The 18284-nt window shown below is 56.7% G+C and carries 5 protein-coding genes; all 5 read right to left on the bottom strand.

All coding sequences use genetic code 11. The annotated features are described in order from the left end of the window. Positions 1 to 179: 179 nt before the first annotated feature. From ACFQNG_RS05020 to ACFQNG_RS05000, 5 genes are read right to left on the bottom strand one after another with little or no spacing between them, the layout of a single operon-like run. Complete coding sequence (locus ACFQNG_RS05020) at positions 180 to 1520, bottom strand: MFS transporter (RefSeq protein WP_379863793.1); 1341 nt, start codon at positions 1518 to 1520, stop codon at positions 180 to 182. Beyond that, positions 1492 to 7251, bottom strand: a complete 5760-nt coding sequence (locus ACFQNG_RS05015; RefSeq protein ID WP_379863792.1) for an amino acid adenylation domain-containing protein — start codon at positions 7249 to 7251, stop codon at positions 1492 to 1494. Before ACFQNG_RS05015 ends, ACFQNG_RS05020 begins: the two co-directional genes overlap by 29 nt. A 46-nt stretch (positions 7252 to 7297) precedes the next feature. Beyond that, positions 7298 to 10363 carry a type I polyketide synthase gene (locus tag ACFQNG_RS05010; RefSeq protein ID WP_379863791.1) on the bottom strand — a complete coding sequence of 1022 codons (3066 nt, stop codon included), beginning with the start codon at positions 10361 to 10363 and terminating at the stop codon, positions 7298 to 7300. A 24-nt stretch (positions 10364 to 10387) separates the two neighbouring features. After that, the gene (locus ACFQNG_RS05005; protein ID WP_379863790.1) at positions 10388 to 13624 is read right to left on the bottom strand and encodes an amino acid adenylation domain-containing protein; all 3237 of its coding nucleotides are present in this window, start codon (positions 13622 to 13624) and stop codon (positions 10388 to 10390) included. After that, the gene (locus tag ACFQNG_RS05000; RefSeq protein ID WP_379863789.1) at positions 13621 to 18279 is read right to left on the bottom strand and encodes an amino acid adenylation domain-containing protein; all 4659 of its coding nucleotides are present in this window, start codon (positions 18277 to 18279) and stop codon (positions 13621 to 13623) included. Before ACFQNG_RS05000 ends, ACFQNG_RS05005 begins: the two co-directional genes overlap by 4 nt. Positions 18280 to 18284: the final 5 nt, after the last annotated feature.

Below are 18284 nucleotides of genomic sequence, written 5' to 3'. Positions count from 1 at the left end.
TTTTGGAATCGGGGTCTCCACCCGCCCACCCTCCCGCCAAGGTTCCGCAACCGGCCAACGGGTGGACTGGGCGGGTACCCCCAAAATCCTTTGCATAACCGAAAACCTTTCGAGTGTCGCCCATCTCGAACTTTTTGCATACGGTTCCGGTTCCGATGGCATTTTTCGCCACAACAGCGTCAGTTCATGCTAGGTCTTACTTTGTCGTCACATGTGGTCGAAACATCGGGCAGTTCGGATTCCACCCGGCGAATCGGCTTGATTCCATAGCCCATCAAGGCAAACAACACGCTCAGAATGCCCATCAGCATGAACACAAACGCCGTTCCACGTCCCGGTCCCACACCGGTAATCAATCCAACTGTAGAGGCCCAAGCTCCCCCTTTCACCAGCAGGGGAGTAAAGGCATCCGCCAACGGACCCGCCACCAGTGCGGCTATGGGAACAGAGCTCAGCATGGTCATACGGCGTAGGGAAAACACCCGTCCTTGCAAGGGAAGAGGAACCTTTCCCTGCCAAATGGTTTGGTTTGCGCCAAGCGAGATTGGAATGGTGACAAAATAGAGAAACGCTCCTATGTAAAACCATTTTATTGAATGGATCAGCCCTCCTGGAATGAGGAGAACCCCCCCCAACATGGTGAAGGCCAGGACACCGTTGATCTTGCGTTTGGGTCCTCCCCAAGCCACCATCAGAATGCTTCCCGCAAGCATTCCCAACCCGCCAAACATGAGAACCAAGCCGATCTGTTCTTGATAATCCTTGTAGTTCATGATGTCCCGCACCAGCGGATTCACCAAGACCTCGATAATGCCGATGAGAAAGTTGTTGAACGTCGAGTAAATCAGCAGGGCCACCAACCCTTGGCGCCCGGCGATGTACCGCCAACCTTCCCATGCCTCTTTGAGCACGGAAGGATGGGATTCTTCCCCCTTGTCCTCCTGTGGCAAACGAACCCGTGACAAGGTCCAAAAGGCCAAGAGATAGGTTGCCAGTTCAATCAAGATAATCCCTTTGATATGAATCCATGCCAGCAGGGACGCTCCGACAAGGGGCGCGAAAATCCGCGGTAACGCATCCGCCATTTGGGTCAGGCCATTGGCCCTTCCGTGATGTTCCTGGGGAACCAACACGGTCACCAACGTCTGAGTCAAGGTGAGCTGAAACGTGGAGGCGATGGCCTTGACCAGTATCACCAGATAAATTTGCCAGAGGGAAAGCGTGTCCCATTGCAAGTTCAAGATGAGCCCCAGGGTCGCCATAAAGGCCACCCCGTTGCTCCAATACAAGATTTGCTTGCGGTCCTTGCGGTCCACAATCGTTCCCGCCCAAGGGGAAAACAAAAAGGCCGGCAGGTACATGCACAGAAACGTCAGGGAATATTGGGTCATCGACCCGGTCATCTCAAGGGCGGACAACACCAGGGCGAACTGGGTCAATCCGGAGCCGAAAGAGGAAGCCATTTGTCCGCTCAAAACAGTGAAAAATGTCTTAAAGCCGTTTGGAGGCGTCTGGTGCATTTTTAAACTCCTTCCGATGGGGTGGCTGCAGATATCCGGTTTCGATGAAGTAGCGGATCGTCGGTTCCAAGAGTCGGGCATCCACAGGCGGATTGACAATCCCAGATTCTTTCAGCCCTTCGTGCACATTGCGTTGGTCAAAACGCAGATGGGCGACGTTAAAGGCACCTTCCCGAACCAAGTTGACCAAGGGGGCGGCCACATTTTCCTTCCCGCGGGCGGCCGCTTCCATCAGGCGCTCCAACCATGTCTCATAAGGCGCCAGTTCCAATTCGTATCCCATCTCCCGCATGGCTTGATGCAAGTCGCGCATGTGAATCGGCTGTGGGTTAACCAGATGGAATCCTTTATTGAGGGACTCCAGACGCTGAGAGAGATAGATGATGGCGCGGGAGATGAAATCGACCGGACTCATTTCGGCATAGGCGTCTTGATCCGGTGCGCAACCGAGTTGGATCGACCCCTTAATCATCCGCCACAAGAAATCATCCGTCTGGCACGCCCCGGTTCGACTGTCCCCGGAAATCCGGCCCGGGCGATAAATGGAGACCGGAATGCCGCGTTTTCTCGCTTCGGCCAAGAGATGTTCGGCCACCCATTTGCTTTGGGTGTACCCCATTTTCAACCCTTCGCTGCGCTTCGGAATCTGGTCTTCATATGCCGTTTTTTCGCTACCGTCTTCCGCGGGCGGGAACACATACAACGTTGACACGAAATGGATCGGCTTCACTTTCCCGCAGCCGGCCAAACGAATCACTTCTTGGGTTCCCATCACATTGGGCGTTTTCAGCGATTCATAAGGGTAAACGAAGTTCACAAGCGCCCCGTTATGATAAATGACCTCAATTTCTTCGCCGAGCCGCGCAAACTGATCCGTCGACAGCCCCAAATGCGGCTTCGCCAAGTCTCCCACCACCGGAACGATTCGCCACGCTTGTTCCTCGTCCCACAATTGGTAGCGGGTCAGGTTCTCGCGGATGCGGGCCCAAGCCCGTTCCGGATCGCTGGCCCGCACCAAACAGTAAACCTTGGCCGGCGTCCACGCAAGCAAGTCCCGCAACAAGAAGGCGCCCAAAAATCCGGTGGCTCCGGTGAGAAACACGGCTTTGGCCCGGTCCGACGTCACATATTCCGGCCAAACGGTGGGATCCAGCACCGCTTCACCGGTTAAATCGACCGCTTCAACCATTTGGCGGGCCCCTTCCATTCCGGCCCTGCGGATTTCATCGATAGCCCGGGCCATGCCCTCCACGGTCGGCTTTTCAAAAACCACCCGGAGCGGAACGTCCAGCTCAAACCGCTCGCGAAGCCTAAAGATCAACTGGGTTGCCAGTAGAGAGTGCCCACCCAATTCAAAGAAGTGGTCATGGATCCCAACCCGGCCCAGCCCCAAAACATCCGCCCAGATGTCCACGACGGCCTTTTCCGTTTCGCTGCGCGGTTCGATAAACTCTTGCTCCGACACAAAGACGGACGGATCCGGAGCCGGAAGCGCCTTCCGATCCACTTTGCCGTTTTCCGTGAGCGGGATCGAGTCCAAGACCATAAGGGCGGATGGAACCATGTACTCCGGCAGGGATGATTTCAGATGGTTCCGGAGCTCTGGAACGAGCGCGCGCTTGATCCGGCCCATCAGGGGATGGCTGGCGTAACGGGTGGCGGGCAGGTTAGCTTCCACCGGTTGTTCCCAATTCGGCAATGGGTGCATGGCGTTCGCTTGATGCGTGAAACAAACGTCGTAATGCCCGTCCCGGCCTCCGCTGTTCCAGCTAAGGGTTACTTTGTATGGCAGTTCGCTTTCCAATTCCCACCACGTTTCCGGATCGACACCTTTCCTATGCGAAAGATGTCGTTCCAATTCCGCCACCGTTTTCCCCCGGACTTGCTCCGCGCATTGTAGAGCCGTCACTTCCCGGATGAGACGGGCATTGGGCACCCCGCGAACCACAAGCCGCTCCGGCTCTTCTGCCCTTAACACTTGTTTGACCGCATCGATGGTAATCTCTTTTGTCCATGGCCGCTCATCTGTGTGGATGGGGGCGGGTTCGGCCGGTTCCCCGTTGACCTCCAAGATGACGTCATAACGGAACTGGCTCAATTCATTGAGGGAGCGCGCGCGCTTTGGCATGATGCGGATCCGGTTGATCTCGGGGATTTCCCGCGCCAGGGCGTAGAAGAAGGCGGGATCCAACAGCAGCTCCCCATCGCTGGCCGCACGTTGTTTCGCTTTAGTGATCAAGCGCTCCACCGATTCATCGGGTGCGGACCGGAACCGCTCCACCGCCATGTGGAACGCTTCGAACAAGCGCAAATCGCGCACATCGCCAATGAAGATTCGTCCTCCCGGCACAAGCCGTTTCACCGCACCTTTGAGCACATCGACCAAGTAGTCCGCGCTCGGGAAGTATTGGATGATCGAGTTGAGAATGACCGTGTCAAACGCGTTCTCCCCCAAGGCATCAAACGCGTCGGCCGGCTGGTTCAGCAAGCGGATGTCCGTCTCCATCGGGTCAATGAGGCGCAAGGTCTTTTCCACATACTCGATCGCCTTTTTGGAGAAATCGGTTCCCGTATACGATTCGGCAATCGGGGCCACCCGGTAAAGAATCATCCCCGTCCCCACCCCGATCTCCAGCACCCGCTTCGGATTTAGGGAGCGAATCCGCCGCACGGTCGCTTCCAACCACTCTTTCATTTCCCCGGCGGGAATGGGCTGGCCAGTATAATTGCTGTTCCACCCAATAATGTTGAAGGTCGGGTCGGGTGTCGCTTCCGGCTGGGCATAATAATCTTCAAACACCACTTCCCATTCCTTCACCTGCGCCCGGGTATCTTCTCGACACCACTTCGCCAAGTAGTTGGGATTCAACACGGCGTATCCCACCAAGCGCTTGTCCCCCCGCTGCTCTTCCCTGGGAATGACCACACTTTCCTGAACCGCCGGATGCTTGGTCAGCGCCGCTTCAATCTCGCCCAACTCGATTCGGAACCCGCGGACTTTCACCTGATGGTCCATCCGCCCCAAATATTCCAGGTCTCCGTTGGGCAAGTATCTGACCAAATCTCCTGATTGGTACAAGCGCGCTCCCGGCTCATCGGAAAACGGATCGGGAATAAACCGCGCCGTGGTCAAGTCCGGACGATTGAGATATCCCTTGGCGACGCCCGCCCCGCCCACAAACAACTCGCCGGGGACTCCGATCGGCACTGGATTTTTTTCTGGGTCGAGCACATACACCTTCAGATCGGGAATCGGAACGCCGATCACGCTCCCCATGCCATCCTCCACATCCTTCTGCGAAATCGGGCGGTAGGTGACGTGGACCGTTGTCTCCGTGATGCCATACATGTTCACGAGCAGTGGCTTTCGGTCGCCATGGCGTCTAAACCATGGTCTCAAGCTTTGCAATTCCAACGCTTCCCCGCCAAAAATGACATACCGCAAGGACAACTCGGGAATTTCCTTCCGGTTTTCCTCGACCATGATCAGTTGGCGAAAAGCGCTTGGCGTTTGGTTCAAGACCGTCACGCCCTCGTCGGCCAACAACCGATAGAACATTTCGGGCGAGCGGCCGGTCTCATGGGAAACGACCACCACTTTGCCGCCGTAGAAAAGGGCCCCCCACAATTCCCACACCGAAAAATCAAAGGCGTACGAATGGAACAGCGTCCAAACATCCCCTTCGTGGAAACCAAACCAATGCTCGGTCGCGTCGAACAGGCGAATCACGTTCGCGTGGGGGACCAACACCCCCTTGGGTTTCCCGGTGGAGCCCGACGTGTAAATGATGTAGGCCAGATCTTCCGGCGTCGTTTCCATCGGCGGATTGGCGACGCTTTCTTGGCCGATTTCCTCCAGGTGGGCGTCAAGCAACACCACTTGCGCATCATGCACGGGCAAACGCTCCATAAACCGGGATTGGGTGACCAACACGTCCAGCTTGGCATCCTCAATCATGAACGCCAACCGGTCCGCCGGATAAGTCGGGTCCAACGGAACATAAACCCCACCCGCCTTGAGAATCCCGAGAATCCCCACCACCGTTTCAAGGGATCGTTCCACACTGAGCCCCACCAAGCGGTTGGGTCCCACTCCCCTTTTTTTCAGGTGATGGGCCAATTGGTTGGCCCGTTCATTCAACTCGCGATAGGTGAGGGACTCTCCTTCAAACACCACGGCCGTCGCTTCGGGGCGTCGTTCCGCTTGGCCTTCAAACCTGCCGTGAATGCATTCCCGCACCTCGACCCGGATTGTCGTCGCTTGCGGTTGGTGAATGAGCCAGTTCTTTTCCGTTTCGCTCATATAATCGAGCCGGGCGATCGACTGATCCGGTTCTTGGACGATAGCCATAAGCAGACGCCGGAAATGCGCAATCATGCGCCGCATCGTTTCTTCGCGGAACAGATCCTTGTCATATTCAAAAGCCGCGGTCATGCCTGTTTCCGTTTCCATCATCGTTAAAAGAAGATCGAATTTGGCGGTGCCGCTATGCACATCCAGAAATGAAACAGTAACATCACCCAGATCCATTTTCGGCATCGGCGCATTTTGTAGGACAAACATGGTCTGAAACAATGGCGACTGGTTCATCGTGGAACGGTCGGGCTGGACTTCTACCACGATCTTTTCGAACGGGAGATCCTGATGGTCAAACGCTTCTAACGCGGTTTCTTTCACCCGGCGCAATAACTCCCGGAACGAAGGCTTGCCGCCCAAATCGGTGCGGAGCGGAAGGGTGTTCACAAAGAACCCGATCAAGTCTTCCACTTCTTTTTGGCGCCGCCCGGCGAGCGGTGTTCCGACAATCAGGTCTTCTTGGGAAGAGTACCGGTACAGCAAGGTTTTATATGCTGCCAGCAACGTCATGAAGAGGGTGGCCCCTTCGGCTTTGGCCAATGCTTTGAGGCGATCGGTCAGCTCCCGATCCACGTTGAACCCGAGACGGCCACCCGCGTAAGAAGGAATGGCCGGGCGCGCGAAGTCCGTCGGCAACTGCAATACGGGCAGATTGCCGGAGAGTCGTTTCTTCCAGTAGTGGAGATGATCTTTCATCGTTTCGGTATCCATGCGGCTTTTTTGCCATACCGCATAATCGCCGTATTGGATGGGAAGGTCCGGAAGCGGGCAGGGCTTTCCGTCCGCGAAGGCCCGATAGAGAAGGGCCATTTCTTTGGCGAACAAACCGAGTGACCAACTATCTGACACGATATGGTGCATGGTGAACAGCAATACGTGTTCATCATCCCCCAAGTGAAGCAATCTGGCGCGGATCAGAGGGCCTTCCGCCAACAGAAACGGTGTTCTTGCCTCTTCATGGACCAGTCGGTTCACTTCCCGCTCTTTCATCTTAGACTCCAAGTCCGACAGGTCGAGTTGGGACAAACGGAACGCGGGGGCGGGATGAACCACTTGGCGCGCGTTTCCATCTTCGGCGGTGACAAAAGTCGTGCGCAACACTTCATGGCGGCGCACCAATTCCTTGAGGCACGCTTCCAAAGCTTCGATCTGGAGCGGCCCCTTCAGGCGGATCGCTCCCGGCATGTTGTAGACCGGCGTACCCGGAACAAGTTGCTCCAAGAACCACAATCGCTCTTGGGCATAGGAGAGACCGGCGGGTTGATCCGGATTCCGCTTGGGGATGGAGGGTTGGAGCTGTATCCCTTCCCCCCGGGCCAATTTTTGCCATAATGTCAGTTTTGCTTGAGACAAGTTTTTCTTTGGATCGGACATGATTGGGCACCTCCGCGATGACTGTACCGTAATCCGGAATCAAAATTCATGAAAGCAGGTTTTCCACTTCTTCGTCAGACAGTTGTTCCAGCTTTTCCAACAGGAGTTTTTCCACATATGCCGACAGATTGCGAATGTTGGGCCCCTCAAAAAAAACTTGCAACGGAATCTCGATCGGAAACCGTTCTTTCATGCGCGAACCAAGTTGGGTGGCCAAGAGTGAATTCCCCCCCAACTCGAAGAAATCATCGTGAACCCCGATCTTTTCAATCCCCAAGACTTCCCTCCACACCGCGGCGATCGTTTTTTCAATGTCTGTCTCCGGAGGGGCGTAAGCAGTCATCACTACCCGGCGGCCAACTTCCTCTGACCCGATTTGGGCTTCATTCTCCGACCGTTCTTGTTTCTGTTGGGCAGGCGCTTCGGCGATGGGCAGGCCGCCCCAGCCATCCCGCCGGAATTCCAACCAGTGGCGTTCCCGCTCAAAGGGATAAGAGGGCAATGAAACCTTCAACCGCTTCTCCCCCGAAAACCATGCGGCATCGTCCCATTTCACCCCGGCCAACCACAATTGTCCGAGCGACCGGGCCAAAAAGGCAGCGTCTTCTCCAGAATCCAACGGATGGCGCATGGACGGAACAGTTAACTGCTCCCGGGTTCCCTGCTGCTTGGCCAATGTTGACAACGTTCGTCCCGGCCCCACTTCAAGCAAGACGCGCTCCGGCCGCTCCCAAAGCGTTTTGACCCCATCGGCAAAACGAACCGTCTCCCGCAGATGGCGCACCCAGTATTCCGGATCGGTGGCCTCTTCCGCCTTGATCCATGTTCCGGTCAGGTTGGACACAAACGGGAGGGCCGGCTCGCGCAAGCGAATGCGGCGCAACTCCTTCCGAAACGCCGCCATTGCCGGTTCCATCATGTGGGAATGGAAAGCGTGGGAGGTGTGGAGGCGACGGGCGGTGATACCCCCCTGATCCAGCCGGCTGATCAAGCGGCTGATGGCTTCAGCTGTGCCCGCGACCACACAAAGGCTGGGGCCGTTGATGGCAGCCAGGGACAAGTCATCCCCCAAGAGCGGGCTCACCTTTTCTTCCGGCAAGCGGACCGCCGCCATCTCTCCCACCGGCAACGCTTGGATCAGACGACCCCGCGCGGCGATCAGAGAGAGGGCTTCTTCCGGTTCCATCACACCCGCCAAGGTTGCGGCGACATACTCCCCCACACTGTGCCCCAACATCGCTTCCGGCTTTATTCCCCACGCCATCCATTGTTTCGCCATCGCATATTCGATGACAAACAAAGCGGGTTGCGTATACCGGGTTTGTTTGAGCAGATCCTCCGCCTCTTTTTCTTGGCCCGCCCCCGGGTAAAGAAGCTCGCGCAGATCCAACGAAAGGAGCGGCTTCAACGTTTCCGCGCATTGTTCCACGGTTTCGCGGAACACCGCCTCTGTCTCATACAAGCCCTTGCCCATTTGGACATATTGGGCCCCTTGGCCTGGGAAGAGAAAGGCGACTGACCGTTCCCCTGGAGGAGCCTCCCCCTGAAAAACCCGTTTCGGGTCCCGCTCTGCCAATGCTTTTTGCACCTCCGCCACGTTGGAAGCGACAATGAAACGGCGGTGGACAAAATCTTTCCGGCCGAGGCGCAAGGTGTAGGCCACATCGGCCAAGGGCCCATCGGGATGGTTCGCCAAGTGTTCGGCCAACCGGTCCGTCATCCTCTCCAAGGCTGCCACCGTTTTGGCCGATATGGTGATCAGGTGGGCGGCTCGAGGGGATGGCCCACTGTTCATCGCCGGCGCTTCCTCCAGCACCACATGGGCGTTGGTTCCGCCGATCCCGAACGAACTGACCCCCGCCCGCCGCGGATGTTCCCCGCGCCGTTCCCATGGGATGAGCTTGGTTTGTACGTAAAACGGGCTGTCGTCAAAATCGATTTTGGGATTGGGGGTTTTAAAATGGAGGCTCGGGGGGATTTGCTTGTGCTTCAACGCCAGAACCGTTTTGATCAGCCCCGTCACCCCCGAAGCGGCGCTCAGATGGCCCACATTGCCCTTGACGGAACCTATCGCGCATTGATTCTCGTTCCCCGTGCGCTCGGCAAACACTTGCGAGAGGGCCGCCATCTCGATTGGATCCCCCAACGCGGTCGCTGTCCCATGGGCTTCCACGTAATCGATTGTGTCCGATTCCGCTTCGGCGACCGCCAGCGCTTCGGCGATGACTTCCGCCTGACCTTCCACACTGGGAGCGGTATACCCGACTTTGACCGCCCCGTCATTGTTGATGGCACTCCCTTTGATCACGGCGTAAATGTGATCCCCGTCTTCCATCGCATCTTGCAACCGTTTGAGGGCGACAATCCCCACCCCACTGCCAAACACGGTGCCTTGTCCCTTGGCGTCGAACGGGCGGCAGCGCCCATCGGGAGAAACCACGCCTCCCTCTTGGAAAAAGTACCCTTCCACCTGCGGAACCTTGATGGAGATGCCCCCCGCCAACGCCATGTCACACTCATACCCGAGCAATCCCTGGCAAGCGAGGTGGACCGCCACCAGCGAGGTGGAACAACTGGTCTGTACCGTCACGCTTGGCCCGCGCAGATTCAATTTGTATGAAACCCTTGTCGTCATATAATCAGGACTGTTCCCATGAATCACCGAAGCGACAAAGCCGTTTTTTGGATCCATCATTTCAGGATGGGAAGCGACGTTGATCATGTATTGGTTGCTGGTCGCCCCTGCGTAAACCCCGATTCGGCCCGCAAACCGGTCCGGATCGACGCCGGCGTCTTCCAGCGCTTCCCATGCGCACTCGAGAAACACCCGATGTTGGGGGTCCAACACTTTCGCTTCCTTGGGAGTGATGCCAAAAAAGAAAGCGTCGAAACAATCCGCATCTTCCAGGAGAGGGGCCGCTTTCACATATCGGGGATGCTCACGGATCTCCGCGGGAATGTGGGATAATTCTTGCTCGGAAAAAAAGGTGATCCCTTCTTTTCCCGCCAACAGGTTGTCCCAAAACTGCCGGATATTTCGGGCTTTCGGAAACCGCCCGCTCATTCCGATAATGGCAATTCCCTGCGCCAGCGTTTGTTCGCTCGTTTCCATAGCGGCTTTTCTCCTTTCGTCCCTTTATCGTCGCGTTCGGGCGCGGGCACGTGCCCTTGCCGCCTGCGCCTCTCGTTTTTTCTCCGCCCGATCCTTGGAAGCCAAGAAGGAACTCCGGTCTTGGCTCTGCCCCAACCTCTCCGCGAATGAGCGGATGGTGGGGTATTGGAACAACTGCACCATGGGAATGTCCCGCCCAAGAGCCACCTGCAACCGACTGTGCACCTGGAGCAGGGAAAGCGAATGGCCTCCCAAATCAAAAAAGTTGTCTTCCACCCCGACCTGTTCGAGGTGCAGGACCTCTTGCCAAATCGCGGCCACTTGTTTTTCCCATTCCGTTTTGGGAGGAATAGGATCACGAACACCTGTTTGCGCGAAGGTTGGCGGCGGCAGGGCGCGGCGATTCACTTTCCCTGTCGGGGTCAAAGGCAGGGAAGGCAACTCCACCCATGCCTGGGGAATCATATGGGCGGGCAGTTTCCGGCGCAAATGGCGCTCCCATGCCTCTTCTTGCCCCGTTTCGCCCGAATGGGTCACCACATAAGCAACCAATCTCTTCTCCCCACGCTCATCCTGGCAAACAGTCACCGCCGCTTCCCGAATTTGCGATAGCTCAAGCAGCTTGGTCTCGATCTCGCCCGTTTCAATCCGGAAGCCCCGAATTTTCACTTGATGGTCCTTTCGTCCCAAAAACTCGATGGCGCCGTCCGGCAGCCTTCTCCCCAAATCTCCGGTCCGGTACAACCGTTTGCCGCCCGGCAACTCCTTGAACGCCTTCTCCGTCAGCTCCGGTCGCTTCCAATAGCCCAAGGCCACCGCGGGAGAGACAATGCCGATCTCACCCGTCACTTCGGTCGGTTCCCCCTCTTCATCGAGGAGCCACACGTCCACATCTTCAACCGGATAACCAACCGGAACCGTCCCGGATTTCAACTCGCTTTGGTGATGGAGGCGATACTGCAAGGCCATCGTGGATTCAGTCGGTCCGAGCCCATTGACGAAAACGGCTCCCGGCGCAAAATGTTTTTGAAAGAGGGCGAAATCCCGGGCCTGCACCTCTTCCCCCCCCATCACCACCAACCGGATTTCCCGAACCAGTTCGTCCGGGCGCAGCGTTTGGACGAAGGTACGGAACACCGTCGGGGTGGAATGGAAGAGGGTGACCCGGTGGTTGGTCAACATCTCCTTCAGCGCCAACAACCCATCCCGCTTCAGATCGGCGATCACCAGCACCGCCCCGTTGAGCAACGCCCCGTAAATGTCCATCACCGCCGCATCGAAACTGTAGGAAGCGAACAGGGCCAACCGGTCTTCCGCGTTGATGTGCAACTGGTTGGTGTAATTGCGAATGTGAAAAAGCACGTTCCGGTGACTTTGCATCACGCCTTTGGGAGTGCCGGTTGAACCCGAGGTGTAAAGCAAGTACGCCATATCGTCCGGTGAGATGGAATCCGGCAGGTCTCCCTCGCCTTTCAGGTGCGGAAGCTGATCGGTTACCAACACCTCCATCGAGTGCGAAACCGTTTCTTGAATGCGTTCGGCCAGTGGAAGATTGGCTTGGTTGGTGAGGAGCACCACCGCTTCGGCATCATTCGCCATAAACGCCAACCGGGCCTCTGGGAACTGGGGATCGAGCGGCACATACACATGGCCGGCTTTTAGCACACCCAGCATCCCCGCGATCATGGTCACATCCTGTTCAAACAACAGCGCGACACGGGAACGCGGAACCGCCTGCTTTTCTAAAATGGCGCGCGCGATGCGGGTAGCCTGTTCATCCAACTCGCGGTATGTCAAGGAAGCCCGGTTGGAGATGACCGCCAACCGCTCCGGAGCGGCCGCCACCTGTTGGCGGAAGCGGTCGACGATGGATTGGCCCAATGCCTCTTTCGGAAACGGAATAAAGGGATGTGAGATCTCCACCCGATCCCTTTCCGGCCGGGGCGCCATGTCAGCCCCCAAACGAAGGCGCCCGATAGTCTCTTCCATTTTTTCTGGCAATTCTTCAAGCAAATGGCCCAGATGCGCGGCCACCTGGCGAATGAACCGTTCCTCAAAACGCGTGCGGTCGTACTTCATGCGCACCATCAGCGCTTCGTCGGGCACCACCAACAATGTCAACGGATAATTGGTCCAACCGGCCGAATGCGGATGGCGGATTTTAATCCCTCTCCCTTCCAACTCGGTCATGGGGTAATTTTCAAAGACCAGGATGCTCTCAAAAAGAGGTAGCTGGGAAGGCACCCCGCTCCAGCGTTGGACATCGACCAACGGGCAATGCTCATGCTCCCGCATTTTGACTTGCCTTGCCTGCAACGAATCCAACCAATCGACCACTTTTTCCCGTGGCTTCACCCCAGTTCGCAGCGGAAGGGTGTTGAGAAACAGCCCGATCATCCCATCTACTCCCGGTAAATCGGGCGGACGTCCCGATACGGTTGCCCCGAAGACGACATCGGTTTCCCCGCTGTACCGACTGAGCAAAACTGCCCAAGCCCCTTGCACCATCGTGTTCATCGTAAGGCGATACCGCTTGGCCGTTTGGCGCAAGGAATCGGTCACGGCTTGGGAAAGGACCATGCGAAATTCGCCGTAGTCTTCTTCGCGTTCCGAATTTTTGGCCGACAAACGGAGAAGTGGGGTGGGCCCCTCCAATCCTGCCAACTCTTCCTTCCAAAATGTTTCCGAACGCCTGCCGTCCTGTTTTCGCAACCAGGCAATATAGTCGCGGAAGGGGCGAGAAGGCAAAACAGCGGTCTCCTGGTTCCCCAAATACCCGTCAAGCGTTTCCTTGAGCACCCTGGCCAAGGACCAACCATCCAGAAGGATATGGTGATGCGTCCAAATGAATTCGATTTCTTCCTCACTCAAACGGATAAGGGTAAACCTCATCAATGGCGCGCGATCCATTTGGAATCCCCTGGTCCGGTCCCCTTTCATCCAATCCCGGACTTTGTCCCGTTTCTCCGCTTCGGGAACATTCCGCCAATCCAGCACTTCAAACGGCAACGTCACCGCCCTGTGGACCACTTGCACCGGTTCTTTCAGTCCCTTCCATACAAAGGAAGTCCGGAGGATGGCATGCCGTTCGGTCACTTTCTCCCACGATTGGCGAAACCGTTCAACATCCAATGGGCCTTCGATTTTGCAGGCAATCTGTTCCACATACACGCCGGATGCGGGAGCCAACAGGGAGTGGAACAACATTCCCTGTTGACCGGGAGACAACGGATAAAACGTTTCAATCTGTTTGAGGGTCATTCTTCGTTTCCTCCCAATGTCCGAATGATCGCCGCGGTGATTCGGTCCAATTCTTCTTGGTCCCAACCGAACTCCGGGAAATCCGAAGGGGTGAACCCCCCGGCCTCCGGCGACAGGCAATGACTGATCAACGCACGCAGCCACGTCAGATAGCGGTCGGCCAGTCGTTCGACGGTGGCCGGATGATGAATGTGCCGATCAAATGCCCAAGTCAGCTTGAGACTGCCTTCCGCCACCATGCTGTCAATTTCCAGCAGATGGCGACTCGCTCCGCGTTCACTTCTTGTAAGACCCACCGGCTCTCCCGTCATCCGGAACAACGCCTCCCCAGAACTCCCCACATCCCATTGGCCCAGGTAATTGAAAGCCACTTCCGCTTTGTCCCCTTCTTTCAAACGCAGGCGCACGTTCTCGTCCGGATGGAGATAACGCAGGCACCCGAAGCCAAATCCTTGGTTGGGAATGGCGCGAATCTGTTCTTTGACCGATTTGAGCAGATCACCAGGCGTCTCTTTGTCCATCGCGAGCCGGAGCGGATATTTGGCGGTGAACCAGCCAACCGTCCGCGTTAAGTCCACTCCAGGAATGACGTCTTGCCGCCCGTGGCTCTCCATATCGACCAACAACTCAGATTCGCCGCTCCATTCTTTCAAGGTGAATGCCAATGCCGCCAACAGAATCTCATGGACCCGGGTCCGGTACGCCTGCGGAACCTCCTGCAATAAAGCTCGGGTCTCATCGGCGGGAAGTTCGCAAGTCAAAGTTTGCCGATGCTTGACCGTCGGCTCTCCTTCCCCGTCGCGGGGCAACCCCGCAATCGGTCGGCCCGTTTGCTTGAGCCAAAAGTTCCGCTCACGGCCCAATTCGTCCGATTGGGCATACTCCAGCAAGGTCTCGGCCCACTCCCGAACGGAGGTGGTCTTGGGCGGCAATTGCACCGGTTGCCCTTGTTCCAGCTGGTGATAAACCCGTTCCACGTCTTCCATCAACAAACGCCAAGAAACCCCGTCAATCAACAAATGGTGAGCGATCACCGCCAAACGGCATTGCTCCGCCTCCCCGCCGTCAAGCCAAACGAACCGGATGAGCGGTCCCCGGTCCAGCTGGAACGCGGCTTGATGGGGTTCCAATGTTTTCCGGATCGTTTCTTTATCCAAGTGGTCAAGCGTCACCGTCAACAAAGGGATGACGCCCTCCCCTTCAGCGAACCATTGTTTCCAGCCCGACTCCCCCCGCGCAAACAAGAGCCGAAGCGCATCGTGGTGATCCATGACGGCCTTGATCGCACCTTTGAGCCATTCGAGCCTAAGCTGTCGGTGCACCCGAAAGACAACCGCTTGGTTCCAATGGTGCGGATCAGCAAAGTCTTGCTCGAAGAACCACCGCTGGATCGGCGTCAATGCCACTTCTCCGCGCAATCTCCCTTGTTCCGCCGCAATTTGCGGCGAGCTTCCGGAAATCTTCGCCAATTCCGCGATGGTCTGGTGTTCAAACAATTGTTTGGTGGTGAAGGGAATTCCCCGTTCCTTGGCTTTGGTCACCACCTGAATCGCCAAAATCGAATCCCCGCCCAATTCGAAGAAGTTGTCCTCCATCCCGATTTGGGGCACGCGGAGTACCTCCCGCCAGATTTCCGCGAGGGTCTCCTCCGTTTGATTGCGGGCCGCCACCACCTGGTCGGTCGTTTTCGTTTCCGGCGCCGGCAACGCTTTTTTGTCCACTTTGCCGTTTGCCGTCATCGGCAGTTCCGCCAGCGTTACGACATGCGCGGGGACCATGTAATCGGGCACCCTTCGTTTCAGGAAATCCCTGAGGTCGGCGGCCACTCCTTGATTGGCTTCATGCGGCACCACATAGGCGGCCAAGCGTTTGCTTCCTTGTTCTTCCCGCACGGTCACCGCGCAAGCCTTCACTCCCGGATGTCCGGCGATAATGGATTCCAACTCACCCAATTCGATCCGGAACCCGCGGATTTTGACTTGATCATCCACCCGACCGAGAAAAGCCAGGTCCCCGTTTGGCAAGGCGCGAACCAAATCCCCCGTTTTATACAAGCGCGCTTCCGGTTTGAACGGATGGGGAACGAACCGTTCAGCCGTCAGGTCCGGCCGTCCATGGTACCCCCGGGCCAATCCGATCCCCCCGATATAGAGTTCACCCGGAACACCGATGGGAACCGGTTGCCGGAAGGAATCAAGCACAAGGAGTTCCACATTGGAAATGGCCCGGCCGATGGTTGGAGTCCCTTCATTGGGCCGGCATTCCTTCGTGGATGCCCAAATCGTCGCTTCCGTCGGGCCATAGGCGTTGAAAAACTTCCGTCCGGGGGCAAAGCGGTTGACAATCTCTTGGGAGCAGGCTTCCCCCGCCGTGACGATGACTTTGAGATCCGGCAACTCCGCATCGGGCATCGCATTCAACACGGACGGAGACAACGTTGCATGGGTAATGCGCTCTTCCCTCAGCAAACGGACAAAATCGGGTCCGGGCAACAACTGCTCCTTGTCGGCCAAGCACAGCGTGGCTCCGGCCCCAAACGCCATGCAGAAATCAAACACCGACGCGTCGAAGCTGAACGAGGCAAATTGCAACACCCTGCTCTCGTGGTCGGTTTGGAACAAATCCCGTTGGTGGGACATCACATTGCCCAATCCTCGGTGGGTGACCAAAACCCCTTTCGGCTTGCCGGTGGAACCCGAGGTATAGATCATGTAGGCCAAATCATCCGGTTCCATCGGTACGTCGGGCGGGGTCGCCGGCTCGCCGGCCATTTCCGCCCTGATTTCATCAAGGCAGATCATCTGGGCCCCACCCGTGGGCAATTGCGGGCGCAATCTGGAAACGGTCAACAGGATTGGTGCTCCCGAATCTTCCAACATGTAGGCCAGCCGGTCATGGGGATAGGACGGATCGAGCGGGATATACGCACCGCCCGCCTTCATGACCCCCAACACGGCCACGATCAAGTCAAACGAACGCTCCAGCGAAATGGCCACAAAGGTTCCTTTGGCTACGCCCTTTTTTCTGAGAACGTGCGCCAACTGGTTGGAACGCTCATCCAATTCGGAATAGGACATGGCGTTCCCGTTATGTGCCAATGCCGTTCGCTGGGCGTGCTGCTCCGCCGTTTGGCGGAAGAGATGGTGGAAACAAACCTGCGGCACCGCTTTTTTTGTCTCGTTCCATGCCGCAAGCAAGCTCAGCTCCTCATCCGTTAACAAGGGGATGGCAGAAAGGGGGCGGTCAGGGTCCGCAAGCGCCCCTTCCAAAATCTGTTGCAGATGCAGGTTCATGCGGCGAATGGTCGCGTCATCCAACAAATCCGCATTGTATTCGAAAAAACCAACCAATCGGCCGCCGTTCTCCTCCAGGGACAGGGCCAAGTCAAACATCGACGCCCCGGTGTCAAGCGGTTCCAGCTCCAGCTCAAGCCCTTCCATGTTCATCTGTGGCGGTTGTTGCAACACAAAGAGCGTTTGGAAAATCGGCGAATAACTCAAATCCCGCTCTTTCTCTTTCCCCCATTCGGCGACAAGTCGGTCAAACGGCACATTGGCGTGGGAATAGGCGTAGACGCAAGTCTCTTTCACCCTTCGCAACCACTCGCGGAAACCCAAATCCGGCTCGATGGGGGTTCTTAGCGCCAAGGTGTTCACGAAAAAACCGATCAGCTTTTCCAGTTCGGGCCGGATGCGTCCGGCTACTGGCGATCCCACGGCAAAGTCGGTTTGTCCGGAATAACGGTACAACAAGACCTTGTACGCCGCCAACAAAGTCATGAACAAGGTAACGCCCTCTTGCCGGCAGAATGCTTTTAAGCGGGTCAAAAGTTCGGCGGGCCAGTCCACCCGGCGACGCCCTCCCCGGTAGGTTTGCCGTTTGGGACGCGGACGGTCGGTGGGCAATTGCAACACGGGCACCCCTTGAAGCCGCTCCAACCATTCACGCCGTTCCTGTTCCGGTTGCTCCCCTTTTAGCCAGTCTTGATGCCAAACGGCAAAATCGGCATATTGGAGCGGCAGATCCGGCAAAGCGGCCTTCTTCCCGTACATCAGGGCGCGGTAACATTCCGTCACTTCCCGGACAAAAATCCCCATGGACCATCCGTCAGAAATAATGTGGTGCATATTAAACAAGAGCACATTCTCTTCTTTTTCCAACCGAATCAGATACAAGCGGAGAAGCGGTCCCTTGCCCAAGTCAAACGGCTGGGTCGCCTCCTTCTCTTTGAGCCGGCGCAACGCTTGCTCCCGCTCATCCGGCTCCAACCGACTCAAATCGGTGAACGGCATCGTCATTTCGTTGGCGGCGTGTACGATTTGCACAGGTTGTCCTTGCTGGATGGAAAAAGTTGTTCGTAAAATTTCATGACGTTCCACTACATATTGAATGCTTTTTTTTAATATTTCCATATGAAGGGAACCGCGCAAACGAACCGCCGTTGGCAAATTGTACACAGTGCTTCCCGGCTGCAATTGGTAAAATAACCACAGCCGTTGTTGCGCGGGAGACAAGGGAGCCGGACCTCCCGTTTCCCGCTTGGGAATGGACCACTTACTCCCCCGCTGTTTCATCTCCTGCAACCGTTTTTGCAGCCACTTTTTCTTTGCGTCGGAGAGTTGAGCTGAAGGAGTTCCGTTATGCTGTCCGTTCATCATTC

Source organism: Laceyella putida (assembly GCF_042665195.1).
GTDB classification, from domain to species: Bacteria; Bacillota; Bacilli; order Thermoactinomycetales; family Thermoactinomycetaceae; genus Laceyella; species Laceyella putida.
Note: the sequence above shows the minus strand (reverse complement) of the source record. Positions and strands in the feature narration are given on the sequence as shown.